Below are 16,905 nucleotides of genomic sequence, written 5' to 3'. Positions count from 1 at the left end.
CAAATGAAATATGAAATTGTTATTTTCTAAAATTACATCTTTAGTATACCGCTCCTACATAGAATTGCAAGGGAAAAGCACGAACAATCGAAATGTAAAGAAACGATTATGAACGTAAATATCGAATGAAGGATATGTAAAGATGCATGTGAATAGCTAAAAGACGAACGAAAAAATATTTTCGAAATGAATGTTCGTCTTTCTAACATTTGGATATACTAATAAGGGAGAGAACATTCGCAAAGGGGAGATCCACATGAATTGGAGACAAGAAGTCGACGCACGAAAAGACGCGTTTTTAGAAGATTTAACAGGGTTGTTACAAATCCCGAGCGTCCTTGATGAGACGAAGGCTGGCCCGAACGAGCCGTTTGGACCCGAAGTCCGACGCGCCCTCGATTATATGTTCGCACTCGGAGAGCGAGACGGGTTCGCCACGAAAGATGTCGCCGGGTATGCGGGACATTTGGAGTACGGCTCAGGGGAAGAAATCGTTGGGATTCTCTGTCACTTAGACGTGGTGCCGGCCGGAGAGGGATGGACGTATGGGGCGTTCAATCCTACCGTTGCGGACGGGAAATTGTTCGCCCGCGGCAGCAATGACGATAAAGGACCGACGATGGCTGCTTATTACGGACTGCGCATCGTGAAGGAACTTGGATTGCCGCTATCGAAACGCGTCCGCCTGATTGCAGGTTGCGATGAGGAGAGCGAATGGCGTTGTGTCCGCGAATACTTCAAACAAGAGGCGATGCCGACATATGGCTTCGCACCGGACGCTGACTTTCCAATTATCAATGCTGAAAAGGGGCTATACGATGGCGTCTTGAAGCAGCTCCCAATTCAACGGGTGCCAGGCTCGAAACATCACTTGGTCTCGTTCGTGAGTGGAGAACGGCCGAACATGGTCCCGGACTTTGCGACAGCGGTACTTGAGACTGAAGACGTTCTCGAAGAAAAGTTTGAAGCGTATCTCGAAAAATATGAAGCGGACGGCACGTGCACATGGAACCAAGGGACGTATACGTTCACGATGAAAGGTGTGGCCGCCCACGCCATGGAACCAGATAACGGAGTCAACGCGGCCTACGTCCTCGCTGGCTTCTTGTTGACGCTCCCGCTCGACATTCAAGGAGAGCGCTACATCGAGTTCATTCGTCACGTGTTCGCCGATTCACGCGGGATTTCACTCGGTATCGAAGCAAGTGATGAGACGGGCGATTTGACGATTAACGGTGGCGTGTTCCGCTATCAAGGGGACGAACGGACGGCGACGGTGAATATCCGTTATCCATATACCGCGAAATTCGAGGAACGGTTGCAAAACTTGAAAGAGGTCGCCTTGTCGTTCGGGTTTGAACTGTCGACGCGTCATCATATGCCGCCGCACCATGTGGCCGAAGACCATCCGCTCGTGAAAACGTTGGCAGACGTTTATGAACGTCAGACCGGCGAGTCAGCGCACTTGATGGCCATTGGCGGAGGGACGTATGCGCGCTCGCTCGAGGCTGGTGTCGCTTTTGGGGCGCTGTTCCCTGGAGCGAAAGACGTCGCCCACCAAGTCGATGAATACATGGAAATTGAAGATTTACTTCGCGCCGCCGCCATCTATGCGGAAGCGATTTATGAGCTCGCTAAATAATAACCCGTGAGAGCTGACTGATTCGGTCGGCTCTCTGTCTGTTAGGAAGGAAGTTTACTGTGAACCAACAAAAAATATCGTTTCAATCGATTTACGTCGCCATTTTCTTTGCCCAAGGAGCCCTCATTCCTTACATGGCGCTTTTCTTCTCCCAGTCACGTTTTGATTTGTCTCCGGGTCAGGTCGGGACAATCGTCGCCATCATGCCGATCCTCTCAATCGGTGTCCAACCGCTATGGGGCATGCTTGCCGACCGAACGGGGCGGGTTCGGGCTTGGTTGATTATCGCAATGCTCGGGGCGGCTGCCTTATCGCTCACGTTCTTGTTCGCGACGTCTTACGTATGGATTATTATGTTGATGATCGCCTGGTCCATCTTCCAATGTGCACACATCCCGCTCGTCGATATGATGACACTCGAGTATACGTCACGCGCCAAAATCGACTACGGGGCCATCCGTCTGTTTGGATCGGCCGGATTTGCGATTGCGGTGTTCGTCATGGGTCGCATCTCGGACACGACATGGGGACTCGCGAGTACTTTTTTACTCAGCGCCGTCATGCTGGCAATCGGTACGCTGTTCGTGCGGAGCGTATCTGAACAGGAACCGAAGCAAGTGCACACGACGGCACCGTTCCAATGGTCGGCCGTCTGGAATGGGCCGTTCATCGCCTTTTTGATTGGGGGCATGCTCGTCTTCGGCCCAATTTACGCGAATAACTATTACTTCGGAATTTATGTGACGAGCATCGGAGGCTCAACGACGCTCGTCGGGACACTGTTCCTTGTCGCGGTATTATGCGAAATTCCATTCATGAAAGTGGCTTACCAAATCGTCTCACGTCTAGGTACGGTCAACGTGCTGGCGGGAGCCGCCTTGATTTCGGCGCTTCGCAACGGCTGGTTAGCACTTGAGCCCCCGATTTGGGTCGTTTGGATTCTTGCCATCGTTCAAGGACTGGTCGTCGGATTATTGATTCCGGTCGCACTTCAATTTGTCCGCAGCCTTGTCAGCCGCAACGTCGTCTCGACGGCGATTGGTGTCTATATGGCCATCACGTCAGGACTAGCGACGGCCGGATTCAACCTCCTCAGTGGATTTATTATTGAATATAACAGCATCATCGGTGTATTTTGGATGTACACGGTGGTCAGCATCGTAGGAGCGGTCCTCTTCTTTGGACTGAGACGTTTTCGAGTGAAAGGATGATGGTCATGTCGACACATTATTTTTTGGCACTACCCATCGAGGACGAAAAGTTCGAACATGTACAGCGGGACATCTTGCCGTTTTATTCGTATCGTCGAACGTATCGTCCGGAGGAATTTCATTTGACACTTCAGTTTCTCGGTTCATTGGACGATGATGAAGTCGAGGCAGTGAAAGAACTCACACGTGAAGTGACAACGTCGACGGCCCCGTTCGCGCTGACGTTCCAGCAAATCGACCACTTCGGTAGACCGGATCGTCCGCGTGTCTTGACGATCGTCCCGGAACCGTCCGTGGACTTTACGGCGCTTACCGGGAAGCTTCGACGAAAGTTATCCGAAGAGATTCCAGCACTCGACCGTAAACCGTTCGTCCCCCACGTCACACTCGCGAAGAAGTGGGACACAGGCACACGAATCCCGTACATCGCCCCGACGTTTACCATCGAGGAGCCGATTGAAACGGTCGTACTTTATCGAATCAATCCAAACCATACCCCTGCCTATGAGGCAGTCGAAGTATTTCCGTTACAGCGGTCAGAGGAGGACACATGGCGATCCCGATTAAAATTTTTGACGTAACATCTAAATATGAACGAAACATGCTCGACCAGTTCAATCGCTTTCAAGAGTATGTCGAGTCCGATGTCGCTCGCATGCGTCGTCTTCACGATTCCAATCGGTTGAATCCTCCCGAAATCATGGAGTTTGAGAACCCGTGGTGGAAATTTTGGCGCCGTACGGAACGCATCGAGCTCGAACCGACACCGCTCTCGGAGTCGCAGTTCCAGACGTTGCTCACGAACCGCCGTCATATCCAAAAACTGCAATACGCCTGTGAAGGGGCGACCGAGGCGGACGTCCCGTTGTTGCCGTTTTTGCGAGAATACGGATATCGCAAGATGGTATCCGAATGGAACGACCAACACTTCTTCATGTATCGTCCGGTCGTCGAATGGAACGGGGCGACGGTCGAACTGAGCCATCTCATCATCGGACCATCGCATATTTACCTGGTCGAATGGCTCGACGGCGACCGCAGCATCTATCACATATCGAAGCAGAAGACGTGGATTCATCAACCGCTCAAAGGGGAAAATAAACGTGTAGTCAACCCGCTCATCGCGTTGACGCGCACCGAAGAAATCGTTCGACAGTTTCTTCCGTCCTATGACGGGGTCATCCAAAAAGTGACGGTGGCCCCACAAGGCTATTTCGATCATGTGCCTGAAATTCGGTCGACTCAGTTCATCTCACGCGCGGATTATGAGCCGTGGATGAAACAAGTGAACACGAGGGCGCCGATCGTCAAAGCCCAACAAATTCGAGATGTGGCGAAACTACTAGATGCGACAGCCCAGATGCCGTTTCGACAATTTTTGGACCAGTAGGTAGGAGAGGATGGAACGCGTATGCATTACACACCAAATCAGCAAACGACGTCTCATGTGACGATTGAACAGGCTTCCTTGCTCTCATTCGAGATGATTCGACTCGAGGTCATTGCCGAATATGAATCCGTACCGGTACAAATCGAACAAAACGGTCGACCGGTCGATTATGTGGTGCTCAACGAATGGACGACAGAGGCGGGCACGATTGAACGAGATATCCAATTGACGCGCCCGGTTACGCTCGAAGCGGTCTATACCGTGTTTCACCCTGGACATAAGACGATTGTCGTCGTACCCCGCGAAATTGTGCATACGGACGAGTTTGAACGTCGCTATGCCTATGACGGACCGCTCGGCCTTTCATTTTCCGGGCAATCAATTGAGGCATATGTCTGGTCGCCCGTCGCGTTTTCGATCTGGTTCGTCATCCATGATCCCGAAACGCATCGTGAGATTGAACGATTTCGCATGTCTCGGAGCGGTCGAGGCGTCTGGAATGCCGATGTTCCTAGACTGTACGAAGGCTATTTTTATCGACTGTACGTCAAGACACCTGTCGAAACGAACGAGGTCGTCGATCCTTACGCCAAAGCCGTCAGCCTAAATGGCGAATTTGGCGTATTGATCGATGTTGAGACAGCCGTCGCTGAGCACGTGGAGCCGGCAGAACGCCCGCCTCTCCGCAAAGCGACAGATGCCGTCATCTATGAACTGCATATCCGTGACTTCACGAGCCACCCTGCGTCGACGAGTCGACGGCAAGGGCTGTACGCCAGCATCGTCGAGACTGGGCTTAAAACCCGGGCGGGGAACAGTGCCGGTTTCGATTATTTGAAAGAACTTGGGGTTACGCACCTGCAGTTATTGCCGGTCCATGATTTTGGAAGCGTCGACGAAGCGACCCGGATGCCCTACAACTGGGGTTATGATCCGATCCATTGGTTCGGGTTGGAAGGCAGTTACGCCTCGAAACCTGACGAGCCGCTATCACGCATTCTAGAGTATGCCGAAATGGTCGATGCCTTGCATCGGCATGACATGCGCGTCGTCGTCGATGTCGTCATGAACCATATCTTCATCCGTGAGCAATCGTCGCTCGAAGCACTCGTCCCGTACTATTATTTCCGTTATGAACATGACGGGACGGTCGCGAACGGGACCGGCGTCGGAAACGACACGGCCTCAGAACGGTATATGATGCGACGAATGATTGTCGATTGTGTGACGTACTTTGCCGAGACGTATCACGTCGACGGTTTCCGATTCGACTTGATGGGCATTCATGACGTCGAGACGATGAATCAAATACGGGCCGCACTCGATAAAATCGATCGCTCGATTTTGATTTACGGGGAAGGATGGGATTTGGCAACACCGCTCAGCCCGTCATTGAAAGCCTCGTCGCATAACGCGGCTTTCATGCCCCGAATCGGTCATTTCAATGACATGATGCGGGACGCCTTGAAAGGGTCGACGTTCAATGACCGGGAGCGCGGGTTCGTCTCCGGGAACGAGTGGCGGGAGTGGGAGCTTCGTGAATGCCTCACCGGAGCGGTCCAGATCCCGAACGTCACCGTCGGGCGTTTCCCAAGCCCGCAGTATACGATCAACTACGTCGAAGCGCATGACAATTATACGACGTACGATAAATTGCTCTTGTCGTGTGAAGATATGGACGAGACGATGCGGTTGCGGATGCAACGGTTCGCCACAGCCATCGTCATCACGTCGCAAGGCGTCCCGTTCCTTCACGCCGGCCAAGAGTTTGGTCGGACAAAACAAGGGGTTGAGAACAGCTATAATGCACCGGACCGAATCAATCACTTCGATTGGGACTTACGTGACGAGCGGCAAAGCGAGGTCGAGTTCGTGAAGACACTACTCAAGTTACGGCGCCGTCACACGTGTTTCCGCTACGATACCCGGCAAAAAGTTATCGAACAGTTCAAGTTCCTACCGTCGCCCCCGGGCGTGATTGCATATGAGCTGACGGCGAGCCATTCTTATGATGCCTGGCAGCGCGTCCGCGTCTATCTGAACGGAACGTTCCACGATGTGACATTCCAAGCGGAGGGGGACTGGAACGTCTACGTCCAAGGGGAAACGGCGAGCCTCGTCCCGATTGAACGAAATCCGAGCCAGATTCAAGTCGAGTCGTTGTCAATGACGATTATCGCGTGTTAATATGGTGATTGTATCTTTGTAATTCTTAATGAGATTTGAGCGTGATGAATATGTATTCAGATATAATCGGTGCGCTCGGTGAAGAGTGGACGGTGGCTTCCGCAGGCGGGATTACAGGCGAAGCGTACGTAGCGACGACGCGCCAACAAAAAATCTTTGTCAAACGAAACTCGTCCCCGTTTTTAGCCATTCTTTCCGCCGAAGGCATCGTCCCCAAATTGCTGTGGACGAAACGGATGTTTAACGGTGACGTCCTCAGTGCCCAACAGTTCATCGAAGGTCGTGAGCTCTCGCCAGCCGATATGAAACGGGCTGATGTGGCGGCACAGCTTGGGAAGATTCATCATTCGAAAGAGCTATTATTCATGTTGCAGCAGTTGAATCATACACCGGTCACGTCCTCACTGTTGCTTCGGCAATGTGCCGCTTACGAGCAAGACGAGGCGGACGTGACGATTGATGAGGCAATCCGTTGGTTGTCGGTCCATCAGCCGATTGATGACGAACGTGAACTCGTCGTCTGCCATTCAGACTTGAACCATAACAATTGGATTGAGGATGAGACCGGTCTGTTATATTTGACCGACTGGGATGACGCCATCATCGCCGACCGTGCCTTTGATTTGGCCATGGTCGTCTACAGCTACGTCGACGAGGTAGACTGGGAGACGTGGTTCAGCCATTACGGCATCCGTTTCACCTCCGAGTTACACTATCGAATGCACTGGTATGCGATTGCCCAGACGGTTCTGACCTTATATGGGGAACAGAACGGCATCGCCCGAGCAGAAGGATTGACCGTGCTCCGGGAATTGCTCGATGAAGCAGAGGAACGGACACAATGAAAAAAGGGATGGATCACGAGTGTGAGCCATCCCTTTCCATATGCATCAGACATCATCAGGTTTCATGAAATACGCCCATACGAACGTCGCGATGACGGCGCCGAAGAACGTCAACGGAGCCGCGTAAAAAATAAGAAATTGATCTAACGTGCTCATCGATATAACCTCCTTGTGAAGGATGATTCATGTTCATTAAACAATGATTTCGTGTATAATCGCAAGGGGACTGCTCGCGCGAAGCGGCTAGTCAGCTGAAACTTGAACATTTCTTGAACGAAAGGTTGGAAAAACATGCGTTTACGTCACAAGCCTTGGGCTAAAGAATACATGGAAGCTCAAGAACACGTCTTTATCACTCATCCCGAAACGTTAAAAGGGAACTGGACATCAGAATTTAAGAACGACAATCCGCTCTTCATCGAAGTCGGGTCGGGGAAAGGGCAATTCATTTTAGGGATGGCCCAGCAGTTCCCGGACGTCAACTTCATCGCCATCGAGTTGTTCGAGAGCGTCGCCGTGTCGATCGTGCAAAAGCTCGTCGAAATGCCGATGCCGAACGTCCGCGTCTTGACTGTGGATGCCAAGCAACTCGTCGACTATTTCGAAGCCGGCGAAGTCGACCGCGTCTATTTGAACTTCTCAGATCCATGGCCGAAGACCCGACATGCGAAACGTCGTTTGACGTATAAGACATTCCTCGCCACGTACGAGGCTGTGTTGCCACGCGGAGGCGAGATTCACTTCAAGACGGATAACCGCGGACTGTTCGAATATTCACTCGAAAGCATGAGTCAATACGGCATGTACTTCACAGATATTTCACTTGATCTTCACGCGAACGAACCGGCAGATAACGTCCGTACCGAGTACGAAGAGCGCTTCAGCGCCATGGGACAACCGATTTATCGGATGGAGGCCGCGTTCCGTCCGAAAATTTGACACGCTTTTTTCTTATTTTAATAGCATTTTCTTCACACTTTTTTCTTTCTTCTTGGTACAATAGGAATGACGCTAAACTGGAATTAGAGAAGGGGGAACATGGGGATGTTGAAAAAAGCATGGGCAAGCCTGCTTGCACTAATCTTCATTCTAACAATCGCACCACTTAATACCTCGGCAAATGAGGCGTTCTTGGACGCCCTTGAAGAGGATTTGAAGGCCACGCACTATGATTACAAAGAAGGAACGGCTGAAATCGTAAAAGAAGAGACGCTCCGTCACTCGAATGGCAACGAAGTCATCGCGGCGGTCGTTGAAATTGATACGGTCCGTGACGGCATCTTCATCACACGTAAGACGGAGTTCCATTACTATGATGCGACGGACAACAAAATCCTCGCAACAGCTGACCTTGCAGAAGTCGAAGGCGCGACTGAATTTGCAGACGCAAACATCGACATGCTCGGACAACAAATCGTCTATTGGTTGCCTGTCTTGATCTTGTTACTTATGATCGCGATTCCGGCTGTCATCTTGTTCGTTGTCGTGCCACGTTTCTACTCGACGACTGAATACATGAACCCGATCTACGAGAAAAACGATAACCCACGTTAAAAAAAGAGCCGCGAGGCTCTTTTTTTATGCCATCTTTAACTGTTCGACGATTTGAGCAACGTCCATGCCGTTACCGGCTGAGACGGAAGCGACGAAGGCACTCTCGACGATTGGACCGTCATAAAACTGGACGGTTTTCTCGCCTTCATACATATCGACGGCCAGTTCGGCGTTCATCGTGGCCGAACCGATATCCGATAAGATGAGTGCCTCTTTGTCGACGGCTTCAATGGCCTCAAGGATTCGGGTCACATCAGTCCCGATGCTGCCGTCTTCAAGCCCGCTCGCTAAATGAATCGGAACGGATGGAGCCATCTCTTTCATCAAGTCTTGAATCCCTTCAGCGATTTTGGCGCTATGGGATACGATGATGATCTCTACGATATCACTCAACCTCCTTCATAATCGCTTTTAAGACGATTGAACTCGAAAGGGCCCCCGGGTCGACGGTGCCGCGAGAGTTCTCACCGAAATAAGACGCCCGTCCTTTCGTGGCGACCATATCCTCAGTCGCACCGACGAGTTGATCAAGTTTCGCGTCAAAGTCGTCGGACTCGTTCAAGTCATTCAAGAACGGATCCCACACATCGACCATCGTCTTTTGGCCAACTTCCGATTTCCCGCGCGCCTTGATCGCTGTCGCTGCTTCGACGAGCGCTTCTTTGACGAGATTGAAATCGGCTTCGGTCGCGTCACCAAACTTAGGCGCTGCCTTGACGAAGGCGGAACCGTAAAGTGGACCGGCTGCGCCACCGACTTTCGACATGAGCGTCATCCCGACTTTCTTACTCAAGTCGCCGAGAGTTGCGTAGTCATCATCGAGGACAGCGACGACCGCTTCAAAGCCACGCGACATATTGATGCCGTGATCTCCGTCGCCGATGGCGCGATCGAGATCGGTCAATGTATCCTTGTTCGCCTCAATCTCTGATTGGGCGTGCCGTAATGCTTGCTTGAATCCTTCAATCGTCAACATTGCATGAACACCTCATTCGTAGATTAGAGTTTGAAACCGAGTGCCGCCGATGGTGCATCGAGATAGCCCGTCAACTCTTCATCGAGCGGCAAGAGTGTGATCGAGAAGCCATGCATCTCGAGTGATGTCATATAGTTGCCGACGTATTTTCGTTTCAATGAATAGCCGGCATCTTCCAATTTTTTCGCGACGAAGTGATACGTCACGTACAGTTCAGATAGAGGCGTTCCGCCCATACCGTTGACCATGACGGCGACCTCGCCGGGGCTGACTTCTTTTTTCAAATGATCGAGCAAGTCATCGACAATCGCATCGACGTTCGTCGTCGGTTTCCGTTCGACGCCGCGTTCGCCGTGAATCCCGATTCCGATTTCCATTTCTTCTTCGTTCAAATCGAATCCAGGTTTACCGCTCACTGGCATATAGCAAGGTTCGACGGCCATCCCCATTGAGCGGACATTGGCCGCGACTTTCTCCGCAAGCGCTTTCACTTCGTCGAGTGATTTCCCGCTCGCTGCTGCTGCACCGGCAATCTTGTGGACGAACACGGTACCGGCGACACCACGGCGGTCTTCTTTATTCGTGATAGCGACATCGTCGGCGACGACGACGTGATCGACTTTAATCCCTTCGGCGTCCGCGAGTTCGGCGGCGAGTTCGAAGTTCATGACGTCACCTGCGTAATTTTTGACGACGAGCAATACGCCGTTGCCGCCATCGGCCGCTTTGATCCCTTCGAGCACCATGTCCGGCGTCGGGGACGTGAACACTTCACCGCATACGGCGGCATCGAGCATCCCATCGCCTACATAACCGGCGTGCGCTGGTTCGTGACCGCTCCCTCCACCTGAGACGAGTCCGACTTTCCCGGACTTGGCCCCGTCGGCACGACAGATGACATTGAATCCTTCCACACGACCGTACAGTTCAGGGTGGGCGTGGACCATACCTTCGACCATTTGTGACACGAGCTCGTTTGCTTCACCGATCAGTTTCTTCACGTGGGATCACTCCTTTTTGAGTTTGAAAAGTACCATATTCAATTTTCCACTCTTTTGGGTGAATTAAACAAAAAAAGTCGGCGAAAATATTCGCCGACCTCATCTCATGCATATTCAAGTAGAGCGCCAGTCTCTGAATCGACTGTGAATTGGTACGTCTTCTCTTCATCGTTCTCGAGAACCGAGATGCCGCCTTTGAAGACGTCGTACTCGCGTCCATCATACGTATAAATCTCAGGTGATGCCGAGATCCATGCCCCTTGGACGTGACCTTTGGCTGAAAATGCACGCTTCGTGTACTCAAGCGCATCCTCGGCCGATAAGCTTCGTTCATCTAACACTTTTTTCGTCATAAGTGCGGCTGCGATGGCAACCCCGATTCCAACTAACCAATATCTTTTCTTCATATGACTACCTCCCCTTGAACTATGGCTATCATGTACATCGTACCAAAACCTGTACCCCATTGGAACGAAAACCATTCGCATCTGTCGAAAAGTTCTGTATATAATGAAACAAGAACGGTTGAAGGGATGGATGGAAATGGAACAAAAAACGAGAGACTTATTCAAGACGTTGACAGAGCTTCCGGGCGCGCCCGGGTTTGAATCAGAGGTCCGCCGGTTTGTTCGCGACCGAATCACACCGCACGTCGATGAAGTCATGACGGATGGCATCGGCTCGATCTTTGGGAAACGAGTCGGCGATGAGGCGGGACCACGCATCATGATCGCTGGTCATATGGACGAAGTCGCATTCATGGTCACCCGAATCACAGAAAACGGGATGCTGTACATACAACCGCTCGGCGGATGGTGGAGCCAAGTGCTCATGGCACAACGATTTGACATCGTGACGGCCGATGGATTGATTCCAGGGGTCGTCGCATCGACGCCGCCGCACTTGCTTGGACCGGAGGCGATGAACAAGCCGATGGACATGAAGCAAATGTTTATCGATATCGGGGCCGATACGAAAGAAGAGGCCGAATCGTGGGGCGTACGTCCGGGTCTACCGGCTGTGCCGACGAGCGAATTCACGCCGCTCAAACATCCGAAAAAAATTATGGCCAAGGCATGGGACAACCGCTACGGCGTTGGGCTCGCCGTCGAGTTGCTCGAAGAGACGACAAAAGCCGATCACCCGAACATCTTGTTCGCCGGGGCGACCGTACAAGAAGAAGTCGGTCTCCGTGGTGCCCAAACAGCAGCCGAAATGATTCGTCCGGATGTCGCGCTCGTCCTCGACGCATCACCGGCCAACGATGCATCAGGCAATAAGACAGAGTTCGGACAGCTCGGGGAAGGGGCACTCATTCGTATCCTCGATCGGGTCATGGTCATGTCTCCTGAGATGCGTGACTTCCTGCTCGATACGGCATCTGATGAAAACATTAAGACCCAGTATTTCGTCTCGCCAGGTGGCACGGATGCGGGTCGCATCCACATGAGCGGGGAAGGGGTGCCGACGGCCGTCATCGGTGTAGCGGCGCGTTATATCCACACGCATGCCTCGATTTTGCATACGGACGACTACGACGCGGCGAAAGCGCTCCTGAAGGCACTCGTCAAACGACTCGATCGCTCGACGATGGAGACGCTCCGGGCTTCACGCTAATTGAACGAAGAACGTCACTCGGGGAGTGGCGTTTTTTTCATATTGAAATTTCACGAGAAACGCTTATACTGATAAAAGTGTGAAGACAGAAACTTTACGACTGACAAGACAGAAAAGAGGAATTTCTATGCTTAAGAAAAAAGGGATTACGCTCAGTCCGTCGCTCTATTTCGTGACGGCTCTCAGTTATATGGCACTCGGATTATTCAGTACGCTCATTATTGGCTTGATTATGAAGACGGCCGGAGGACAGTTGCTTGAGACGAGCCTGTCCGGATTTGGTTCGACACTCATCGAGATTGGTGACGTGGCCATCGGCTTGACCGGGCCTGCCATCGGGATCGCCATCGCCTATGCACTCCAGGCACCACCGCTCATCTTGTTCTCGGCACTCGTCGTCGGGGCGTTCGGCTATGAGTTCGGACCTGCCGGCAGTTATGTGGCGACGTTGCTCGCCGTCGAAGTCGCCAAGCTCGTCTCGAAGTCGACGAAACTCGATATTTTGGTCACGCCGTTCACGACGATCGGCATCGGTTATTTAAGTGCGACCTATATCGGTAAATACGTCGGGTTGTTCATGACACAGCTCGGCACATGGATCGAATGGGGAACGGAACAGCAGCCACTGTTCATGGGCGTCGTCGTCGCGACGTTGATGGGGCTCGCGCTCACGGCTCCGATCTCGAGCGCGGCCATCGCCCTCATGCTCGGTTTGAGCGGGATTGCCGCCGGTGCGGCGACGGTCGGGTGTGCTGCCCAAATGGTCGGGTTTGCCATCACGAGCTATCGGGACAATGGCATCGGAGGCGCCATCGCCCAAGGCATCGGTACATCTATGCTCCAAGTCGGGAATATTGTCAAAAACCCATGGATTCTGTTGCCGCCGACCGTGGCCGGCGCCGTGCTCGCGCCGATTGCGATTCTGTTGTTTGAACTCGAGAGCGTCGCGGCAGGCGCTGGCATGGGAACAAGTGGACTCGTCGGACCGGTCGTCATGCTCGAAACGATGGGCTTCAGTTGGTATACGTTCATCGTCGTCTTCGGCTTTTTAATCGTCGGGCCAGCGGTGCTCAGCTACGCCGTCTATCAAGTGTTGGTCCGGATGAACCGGATTCGACCGAACGACATGAAAATCGAATATTGAACATACGAAAGAGAGCGTCCCGGCAAATAAGCGGGACGCTCTCTTTCGTTCACCACCCGAAAAAATTCCGGACGATTTCGACCGTTTCCCGCGGGACGCGGAAGCTCGCGAGGAATAGTACGAGCAAGACGGCATAGACGGGGAGTAAAAAACGTTTTCGAATGATGGGCAGCCTGCGCACAAGACGCTTGCCGACGCGTTCAAGTATGTAAATCACGGCGAATCCGACGACGAGCCAAATGAAAATCTCGCCTCGTGATTTGTCCGTATCGATGAACAAATAACCGTAGCGTAGAATCGCCAACATGCCGATGACGCCGACGAGTTGTTCAAGTGGATGCTTCATTTCTGGATTCAACTGTTCGCGTGTCCATTTTGTCATGACTTCACCTTTTTCACGTAGTCTTCACTCCCGACTATCATAAAACACGAGAGCGGAATGTGACAACGGACTTATGCTATCATGAATGAGGAAAAAAGAACAGGAGTGGTGAAGATGAAACAACTGACAACGATGAACGAATATACAGCAGCGAAACAAGGGAAGAGCGTCCTCATGTTTTCAGCAACGTGGTGCGGCGATTGCCGTTTCCTCGACCCATTCATGCCGGACATTGAAGCGAAGTTCTCAGACTGGTCATTTTATTACGTCGATCGTGATGAATGGATGGAGCTTGCGCAAGAACTCGACATTTTCGGAATTCCAAGTTTCGTCGCTTTCAACGGCGGACAAGAAGTCGACCGCTATGTCGGACGCGAACGGAAGACGCCGGAGCAAGTCGAAGCCTTCCTTCATGGGTTAGGGTGATTCAAATGGAGCGGAATGAATTACGTCGTCATCTCGAAAGTAAGTTCACTGACGGATACCGGACCTCGTACGACCGCGAGAATGAGGTGTTGCGCATCGAACGGGCGACCGATCGATTCGGCGTCAACATCCGTCTCGCCCCGCTCGTAGCGAAAACAAAAGTTCGAGGGGAAATCGCTGTCGATGAGGTCGTAGACTACATCAAGACAGCGCTCACCGCGGACGATGACATTACATTAGCGGGTAATGAGGCTAATCTTTATCCTGTCATCCGTTCTGCTTCGTTCTCGACCGAGACGAAACGGGGCGAGACATTGGCGATGACGCCGCATACAGCTGAGACCGCCGTCTTTTACGCCCTAGATTTGGGTAACGGCTATCGATTGATTGAAGAGCGACATTTGGGCGGAATGACGCTCGAACGCCTTGATGAGTTGGCGCGGAATAACGTCAAAAAATTACCGACCGATTTAAAAGAAGATACCGTTGCCGGCAACACGTTCTATTTCCTGGCGGCACGGGACGGCTACGAGGCGTCACGTATCTTGAACGATGACTTTTTACGAGTTATGGAACGCCGCATCGAAGGCGATATGCTCGTCGGAGTGCCGCACCAAGACGTCATGATTATCGCGGACATCCGCAACGATCAGGGTTATGATGCGATGCAACAGCTCATGTTCGACTTTTTCACGAACGGTCGGATTCCGGTGACGGCTCTTTCTTTCCATTATGAGGCTGGCGTACTCGAGCCAATTTTCATTGTCGGAAAAAAGAACCCACCAACCGACGCATAATCTGCTAAACTATTTGTGTCTAGTTTGAAAGAAGGGGCGTTTTTACGTATGCAAATCAATGCTTTTTATAACCGTGAAGGAATCGGCGATGTCCTCATGGTCCTGTTAAGAGAAGGCGATCGCCATCATCAAGTTGTTGAACGGAAAGACGATGTCGCCATCGTTAAGTCGACGACAGGGAAAGTCAATGGCTACAACGTGTTCAACGCGAGCAACTATTTTGATGTCAGCGATTGGCATGGACCGGTCGAATTGACGGCCGAATTGATTGAGACGCTCGGTGTCATCTTGCGCAAACAAAATATCGAAGCCGAGTTGTCGGGCGTGGACTTCACCCCTAAATTCGTCGTCGGCTATGTCAAAGAAGCTGAGAAACACCCGGATGCCGATAAATTGTCGATTTGTCAGGTCGAGACTGACCAAGGTATGGTCCAAATCGTCTGTGGCGCACCGAACGTCGCGGCCGGCCAAAAAGTCGTCGTCGCGAAACCGGGGGCAGTCATGCCATCAGGTTTGATTATTCGCCCGTCTACATTACGTGGTGAGAGCTCACACGGGATGATCTGTTCGGCGCGTGAATTGAACTTGCCTGATGCACCGCAAGAAAAAGGAATTCTCGTATTAGATGACGAATATGAAGTAGGTAAAGCATTTGAAATCGGTCGCTAAACTCGACCGATTTTTTGCTAAATAGGATTGAGTGAAAAAGCGAGGAATCAAGTATGGATGCATATGAACGTTCATTAAAACAGCAAGCAGACCGAATTCGACGCGAACTATCCCAAGAAGGGAAGAAAGGTGCGCCTGCACCGAAGCCCGAGCCGAAGGATGAATTTGTGCCGTCGGATGTACCGTCTCCGATTTATGGATACGCCCGACCGAAACCGAAAATCATCCTGCCGACTGAACATTCTCCGGAGACGCGAGACGATTCAGCGATGCGTCAAGCGAAGCGAGTGGCCGTCCCAGTCGAGGAAATGTCAGAGGCGGTGCCGCCAAGCGTAGCGCCTGAGCCTGAGAACGAACCGGTAATTGATTCTGTAGATGAGTCGGTGATGGAGTCAGTAGACGAATCCGTTGTTGAATCAGTAGACGAATCAGTGGACGAATCAGTAGATGAATCGGCGCCGGACACGGACGAAGCGACGACGCCACAGTCCGACTTTGATGTCACAGCGGACGAACTGCCAGTAGCAGAGACGCTTGAGGAAATGGTGGCCGAGCAAACAGAGTCACCAATCGAAGCGTCGATTATTTCCACAGAAACGTCGGAACCGATTGATGAGAGTCCGACCGACTTGGAAGATGAGCAGGATGAATCAGACACAAAACCGCTCCTCGGGGAAGTCTCGATTGTAGAGAGCGGATTTGCTTCGGTCTTCATGGGGTCGACCGATTTGAAATCGTCAAAGATTGCCGTTCGTGAAGAAAAACAAGATGTGACCGAACCATCGTTGCCGACTGAAGCATCGGTCGAGACGGTGGCACCGATTGTTGAGGATGTTGCGAAAACATTACAGTCGGACGAACCGGTCGATGTGCCTGATGAAGAAACATTGACGCCCGCCATGGGCGTGTCATACAAAGCGGATGGCCCTCCGCTCAACGTCATGATGACACCGCAAGACCGGATGGCGATGTACAAGAGTCGCCGATTGGCTAAAAAAAACAATAATCTGTAATAGCATGACTCCGGTAGTTTTGCTATAATGACAAAGGTTTGTCGCATTTTT

At 51.8% G+C, this 16,905-nt stretch carries 20 protein-coding genes; 14 read left to right on the top strand and 6 right to left on the bottom strand.

Going from position 1 to position 16,905, the window contains the following annotated elements; all coding sequences use genetic code 11:
* The first annotated feature begins 256 nt into the window (after positions 1-256).
* The 6 genes from pepV to KNP81_RS00980 are packed head-to-tail and all read left to right on the top strand — an operon-like array spanning position 257 to position 7,275.
* A complete protein-coding gene (pepV, locus tag KNP81_RS01005) occupies positions 257-1,642 on the top strand; it encodes a dipeptidase PepV (protein ID WP_214717590.1) in 1,386 nt (461 codons plus the stop codon).
* A 59-nt stretch (positions 1,643-1,701) separates the two neighbouring features.
* On the top strand, positions 1,702-2,853 hold the full coding sequence (locus tag KNP81_RS01000) for an MFS transporter (RefSeq protein ID WP_058764026.1): 1,152 nt from the start codon (positions 1,702-1,704) through the stop codon (positions 2,851-2,853).
* A 5-nt stretch (positions 2,854-2,858) separates the two neighbouring features.
* Positions 2,859-3,434: an RNA 2',3'-cyclic phosphodiesterase gene (gene thpR, locus KNP81_RS00995; RefSeq protein WP_214717589.1), complete on the top strand. Its 576-nt coding sequence runs from the start codon at positions 2,859-2,861 to the stop codon at positions 3,432-3,434.
* The gene (locus KNP81_RS00990) at positions 3,404-4,243 is read left to right on the top strand and encodes an NERD domain-containing protein (RefSeq protein WP_058764022.1); all 840 of its coding nucleotides are present in this window, start codon (positions 3,404-3,406) and stop codon (positions 4,241-4,243) included. Before thpR ends, KNP81_RS00990 begins: the two co-directional genes overlap by 31 nt.
* A gap of 21 nt (positions 4,244-4,264) precedes the next feature.
* Entirely contained in the window at positions 4,265-6,430 is a 2,166-nt protein-coding gene (gene pulA / locus KNP81_RS00985; RefSeq protein ID WP_214717587.1) for a type I pullulanase, read from the top strand.
* A 50-nt stretch (positions 6,431-6,480) separates the two neighbouring features.
* The gene (locus tag KNP81_RS00980) at positions 6,481-7,275 is read left to right on the top strand and encodes a phosphotransferase family protein (RefSeq protein ID WP_029595153.1); all 795 of its coding nucleotides are present in this window, start codon (positions 6,481-6,483) and stop codon (positions 7,273-7,275) included.
* A gap of 45 nt (positions 7,276-7,320) precedes the next feature.
* Here KNP81_RS00980 and cydS read toward each other — a convergent pair whose 3' ends face one another.
* Complete coding sequence (gene cydS / locus KNP81_RS15510; protein ID WP_021065570.1) at positions 7,321-7,431, bottom strand: cytochrome bd oxidase small subunit CydS family protein; 111 nt, start codon at positions 7,429-7,431, stop codon at positions 7,321-7,323.
* A 135-nt stretch (positions 7,432-7,566) separates the two neighbouring features.
* On the opposite strand from cydS, the gene trmB reads away from it, so the two are divergent.
* Together trmB and KNP81_RS00970 are read left to right on the top strand one after the other, a co-directional pair.
* Positions 7,567-8,214 (top strand): tRNA (guanosine(46)-N7)-methyltransferase TrmB, encoded by a 648-nt coding sequence (gene trmB / locus KNP81_RS00975; RefSeq protein WP_214717585.1) that lies wholly within the window; start codon positions 7,567-7,569, stop codon positions 8,212-8,214.
* Between the two features lie 105 nt (positions 8,215-8,319).
* A complete protein-coding gene (locus KNP81_RS00970) occupies positions 8,320-8,829 on the top strand; it encodes a hypothetical protein (RefSeq protein WP_251128810.1) in 510 nt (169 codons plus the stop codon).
* A gap of 24 nt (positions 8,830-8,853) precedes the next feature.
* Here KNP81_RS00970 and dhaM read toward each other — a convergent pair whose 3' ends face one another.
* From dhaM to KNP81_RS00950, 4 genes are all read right to left on the bottom strand, one after another.
* A complete protein-coding gene (dhaM, locus tag KNP81_RS00965) occupies positions 8,854-9,222 on the bottom strand; it encodes a dihydroxyacetone kinase phosphoryl donor subunit DhaM (RefSeq protein ID WP_251128809.1) in 369 nt (122 codons plus the stop codon).
* The gene (dhaL, locus tag KNP81_RS00960) at positions 9,215-9,805 is read right to left on the bottom strand and encodes a dihydroxyacetone kinase subunit DhaL (RefSeq protein ID WP_214717581.1); all 591 of its coding nucleotides are present in this window, start codon (positions 9,803-9,805) and stop codon (positions 9,215-9,217) included. The genes dhaM and dhaL overlap by 8 nt, the downstream gene beginning before the upstream one ends.
* A 23-nt stretch (positions 9,806-9,828) precedes the next feature.
* On the bottom strand, positions 9,829-10,806 hold the full coding sequence (dhaK, locus tag KNP81_RS00955) for a dihydroxyacetone kinase subunit DhaK (RefSeq protein ID WP_131471307.1): 978 nt from the start codon (positions 10,804-10,806) through the stop codon (positions 9,829-9,831).
* Positions 10,807-10,910: 104 nt separating this feature from the next.
* The gene (locus KNP81_RS00950; protein ID WP_021065576.1) at positions 10,911-11,213 is read right to left on the bottom strand and encodes a PepSY domain-containing protein; all 303 of its coding nucleotides are present in this window, start codon (positions 11,211-11,213) and stop codon (positions 10,911-10,913) included.
* Positions 11,214-11,349: 136 nt separating this feature from the next.
* Here KNP81_RS00950 and KNP81_RS00945 point away from each other — a divergent pair, with 136 nt between their 5' ends.
* Complete coding sequence (locus KNP81_RS00945) at positions 11,350-12,423, top strand: M42 family metallopeptidase (RefSeq protein WP_214717579.1); 1,074 nt, start codon at positions 11,350-11,352, stop codon at positions 12,421-12,423.
* A 127-nt stretch (positions 12,424-12,550) separates the two neighbouring features.
* Complete coding sequence (locus KNP81_RS00940; protein WP_214717577.1) at positions 12,551-13,567, top strand: PTS sugar transporter subunit IIC; 1,017 nt, start codon at positions 12,551-12,553, stop codon at positions 13,565-13,567.
* Between the two features lie 49 nt (positions 13,568-13,616).
* On the opposite strand, the gene KNP81_RS00935 is transcribed toward KNP81_RS00940, so the two are convergent.
* Positions 13,617-13,949, bottom strand: a complete 333-nt coding sequence (locus KNP81_RS00935) for a hypothetical protein (protein ID WP_021065579.1) — start codon at positions 13,947-13,949, stop codon at positions 13,617-13,619.
* 114 nt (positions 13,950-14,063) lie between these two features.
* On the opposite strand from KNP81_RS00935, the gene KNP81_RS00930 reads away from it, so the two are divergent.
* The 4 genes from KNP81_RS00930 to KNP81_RS00915 are packed head-to-tail and all read left to right on the top strand — an operon-like array spanning position 14,064 to position 16,854.
* Entirely contained in the window at positions 14,064-14,375 is a 312-nt protein-coding gene (locus tag KNP81_RS00930) for a thioredoxin family protein (RefSeq protein ID WP_021065580.1), read from the top strand.
* Positions 14,376-14,380: 5 nt separating this feature from the next.
* Complete coding sequence (locus KNP81_RS00925; RefSeq protein ID WP_214717575.1) at positions 14,381-15,172, top strand: DUF1444 family protein; 792 nt, start codon at positions 14,381-14,383, stop codon at positions 15,170-15,172.
* 48 nt (positions 15,173-15,220) lie between these two features.
* The gene (gene ytpR / locus KNP81_RS00920) at positions 15,221-15,841 is read left to right on the top strand and encodes a YtpR family tRNA-binding protein (protein ID WP_214717573.1); all 621 of its coding nucleotides are present in this window, start codon (positions 15,221-15,223) and stop codon (positions 15,839-15,841) included.
* Between the two features lie 53 nt (positions 15,842-15,894).
* The gene (locus tag KNP81_RS00915; protein ID WP_214717571.1) at positions 15,895-16,854 is read left to right on the top strand and encodes a hypothetical protein; all 960 of its coding nucleotides are present in this window, start codon (positions 15,895-15,897) and stop codon (positions 16,852-16,854) included.
* Positions 16,855-16,905: the final 51 nt, after the last annotated feature.

Source organism: Exiguobacterium sp. s149, assembly GCF_018618395.1.
Lineage (GTDB): Bacteria > Bacillota > Bacilli > Exiguobacteriales > Exiguobacteriaceae > Exiguobacterium > Exiguobacterium chiriqhucha.
The sequence above is the reverse complement of the archived record's forward strand: the minus strand, read 5'-3'. Positions and strand labels throughout refer to the sequence as shown.

Coding starts and splice junctions, on each gene's coding strand:
- pepV (WP_214717590.1), top strand. CDS start 257: ATGAATTGGAGACAAGAAGTCGACGCACGAAAAGACGCGTTTTTAGAA.
- thpR (WP_214717589.1), top strand. CDS start 2,859: ATGTCGACACATTATTTTTTGGCACTACCCATCGAGGACGAAAAGTTC.
- KNP81_RS00990 (WP_058764022.1), top strand. CDS start 3,404: ATGGCGATCCCGATTAAAATTTTTGACGTAACATCTAAATATGAACGA.
- pulA (WP_214717587.1), top strand. CDS start 4,265: ATGCATTACACACCAAATCAGCAAACGACGTCTCATGTGACGATTGAA.
- KNP81_RS00980 (WP_029595153.1), top strand. CDS start 6,481: ATGTATTCAGATATAATCGGTGCGCTCGGTGAAGAGTGGACGGTGGCT.
- cydS (WP_021065570.1), bottom strand. CDS start 7,431: ATGAGCACGTTAGATCAATTTCTTATTTTTTACGCGGCTCCGTTGACG.
- trmB (WP_214717585.1), top strand. CDS start 7,567: ATGCGTTTACGTCACAAGCCTTGGGCTAAAGAATACATGGAAGCTCAA.
- KNP81_RS00970 (WP_251128810.1), top strand. CDS start 8,320: ATGTTGAAAAAAGCATGGGCAAGCCTGCTTGCACTAATCTTCATTCTA.
- dhaL (WP_214717581.1), bottom strand. CDS start 9,805: ATGTTGACGATTGAAGGATTCAAGCAAGCATTACGGCACGCCCAATCA.
- KNP81_RS00950 (WP_021065576.1), bottom strand. CDS start 11,213: ATGAAGAAAAGATATTGGTTAGTTGGAATCGGGGTTGCCATCGCAGCC.
- KNP81_RS00945 (WP_214717579.1), top strand. CDS start 11,350: ATGGAACAAAAAACGAGAGACTTATTCAAGACGTTGACAGAGCTTCCG.
- KNP81_RS00940 (WP_214717577.1), top strand. CDS start 12,551: ATGCTTAAGAAAAAAGGGATTACGCTCAGTCCGTCGCTCTATTTCGTG.
- KNP81_RS00935 (WP_021065579.1), bottom strand. CDS start 13,949: ATGACAAAATGGACACGCGAACAGTTGAATCCAGAAATGAAGCATCCA.
- KNP81_RS00930 (WP_021065580.1), top strand. CDS start 14,064: ATGAAACAACTGACAACGATGAACGAATATACAGCAGCGAAACAAGGG.
- KNP81_RS00925 (WP_214717575.1), top strand. CDS start 14,381: ATGGAGCGGAATGAATTACGTCGTCATCTCGAAAGTAAGTTCACTGAC.
- ytpR (WP_214717573.1), top strand. CDS start 15,221: ATGCAAATCAATGCTTTTTATAACCGTGAAGGAATCGGCGATGTCCTC.
- KNP81_RS00915 (WP_214717571.1), top strand. CDS start 15,895: ATGGATGCATATGAACGTTCATTAAAACAGCAAGCAGACCGAATTCGA.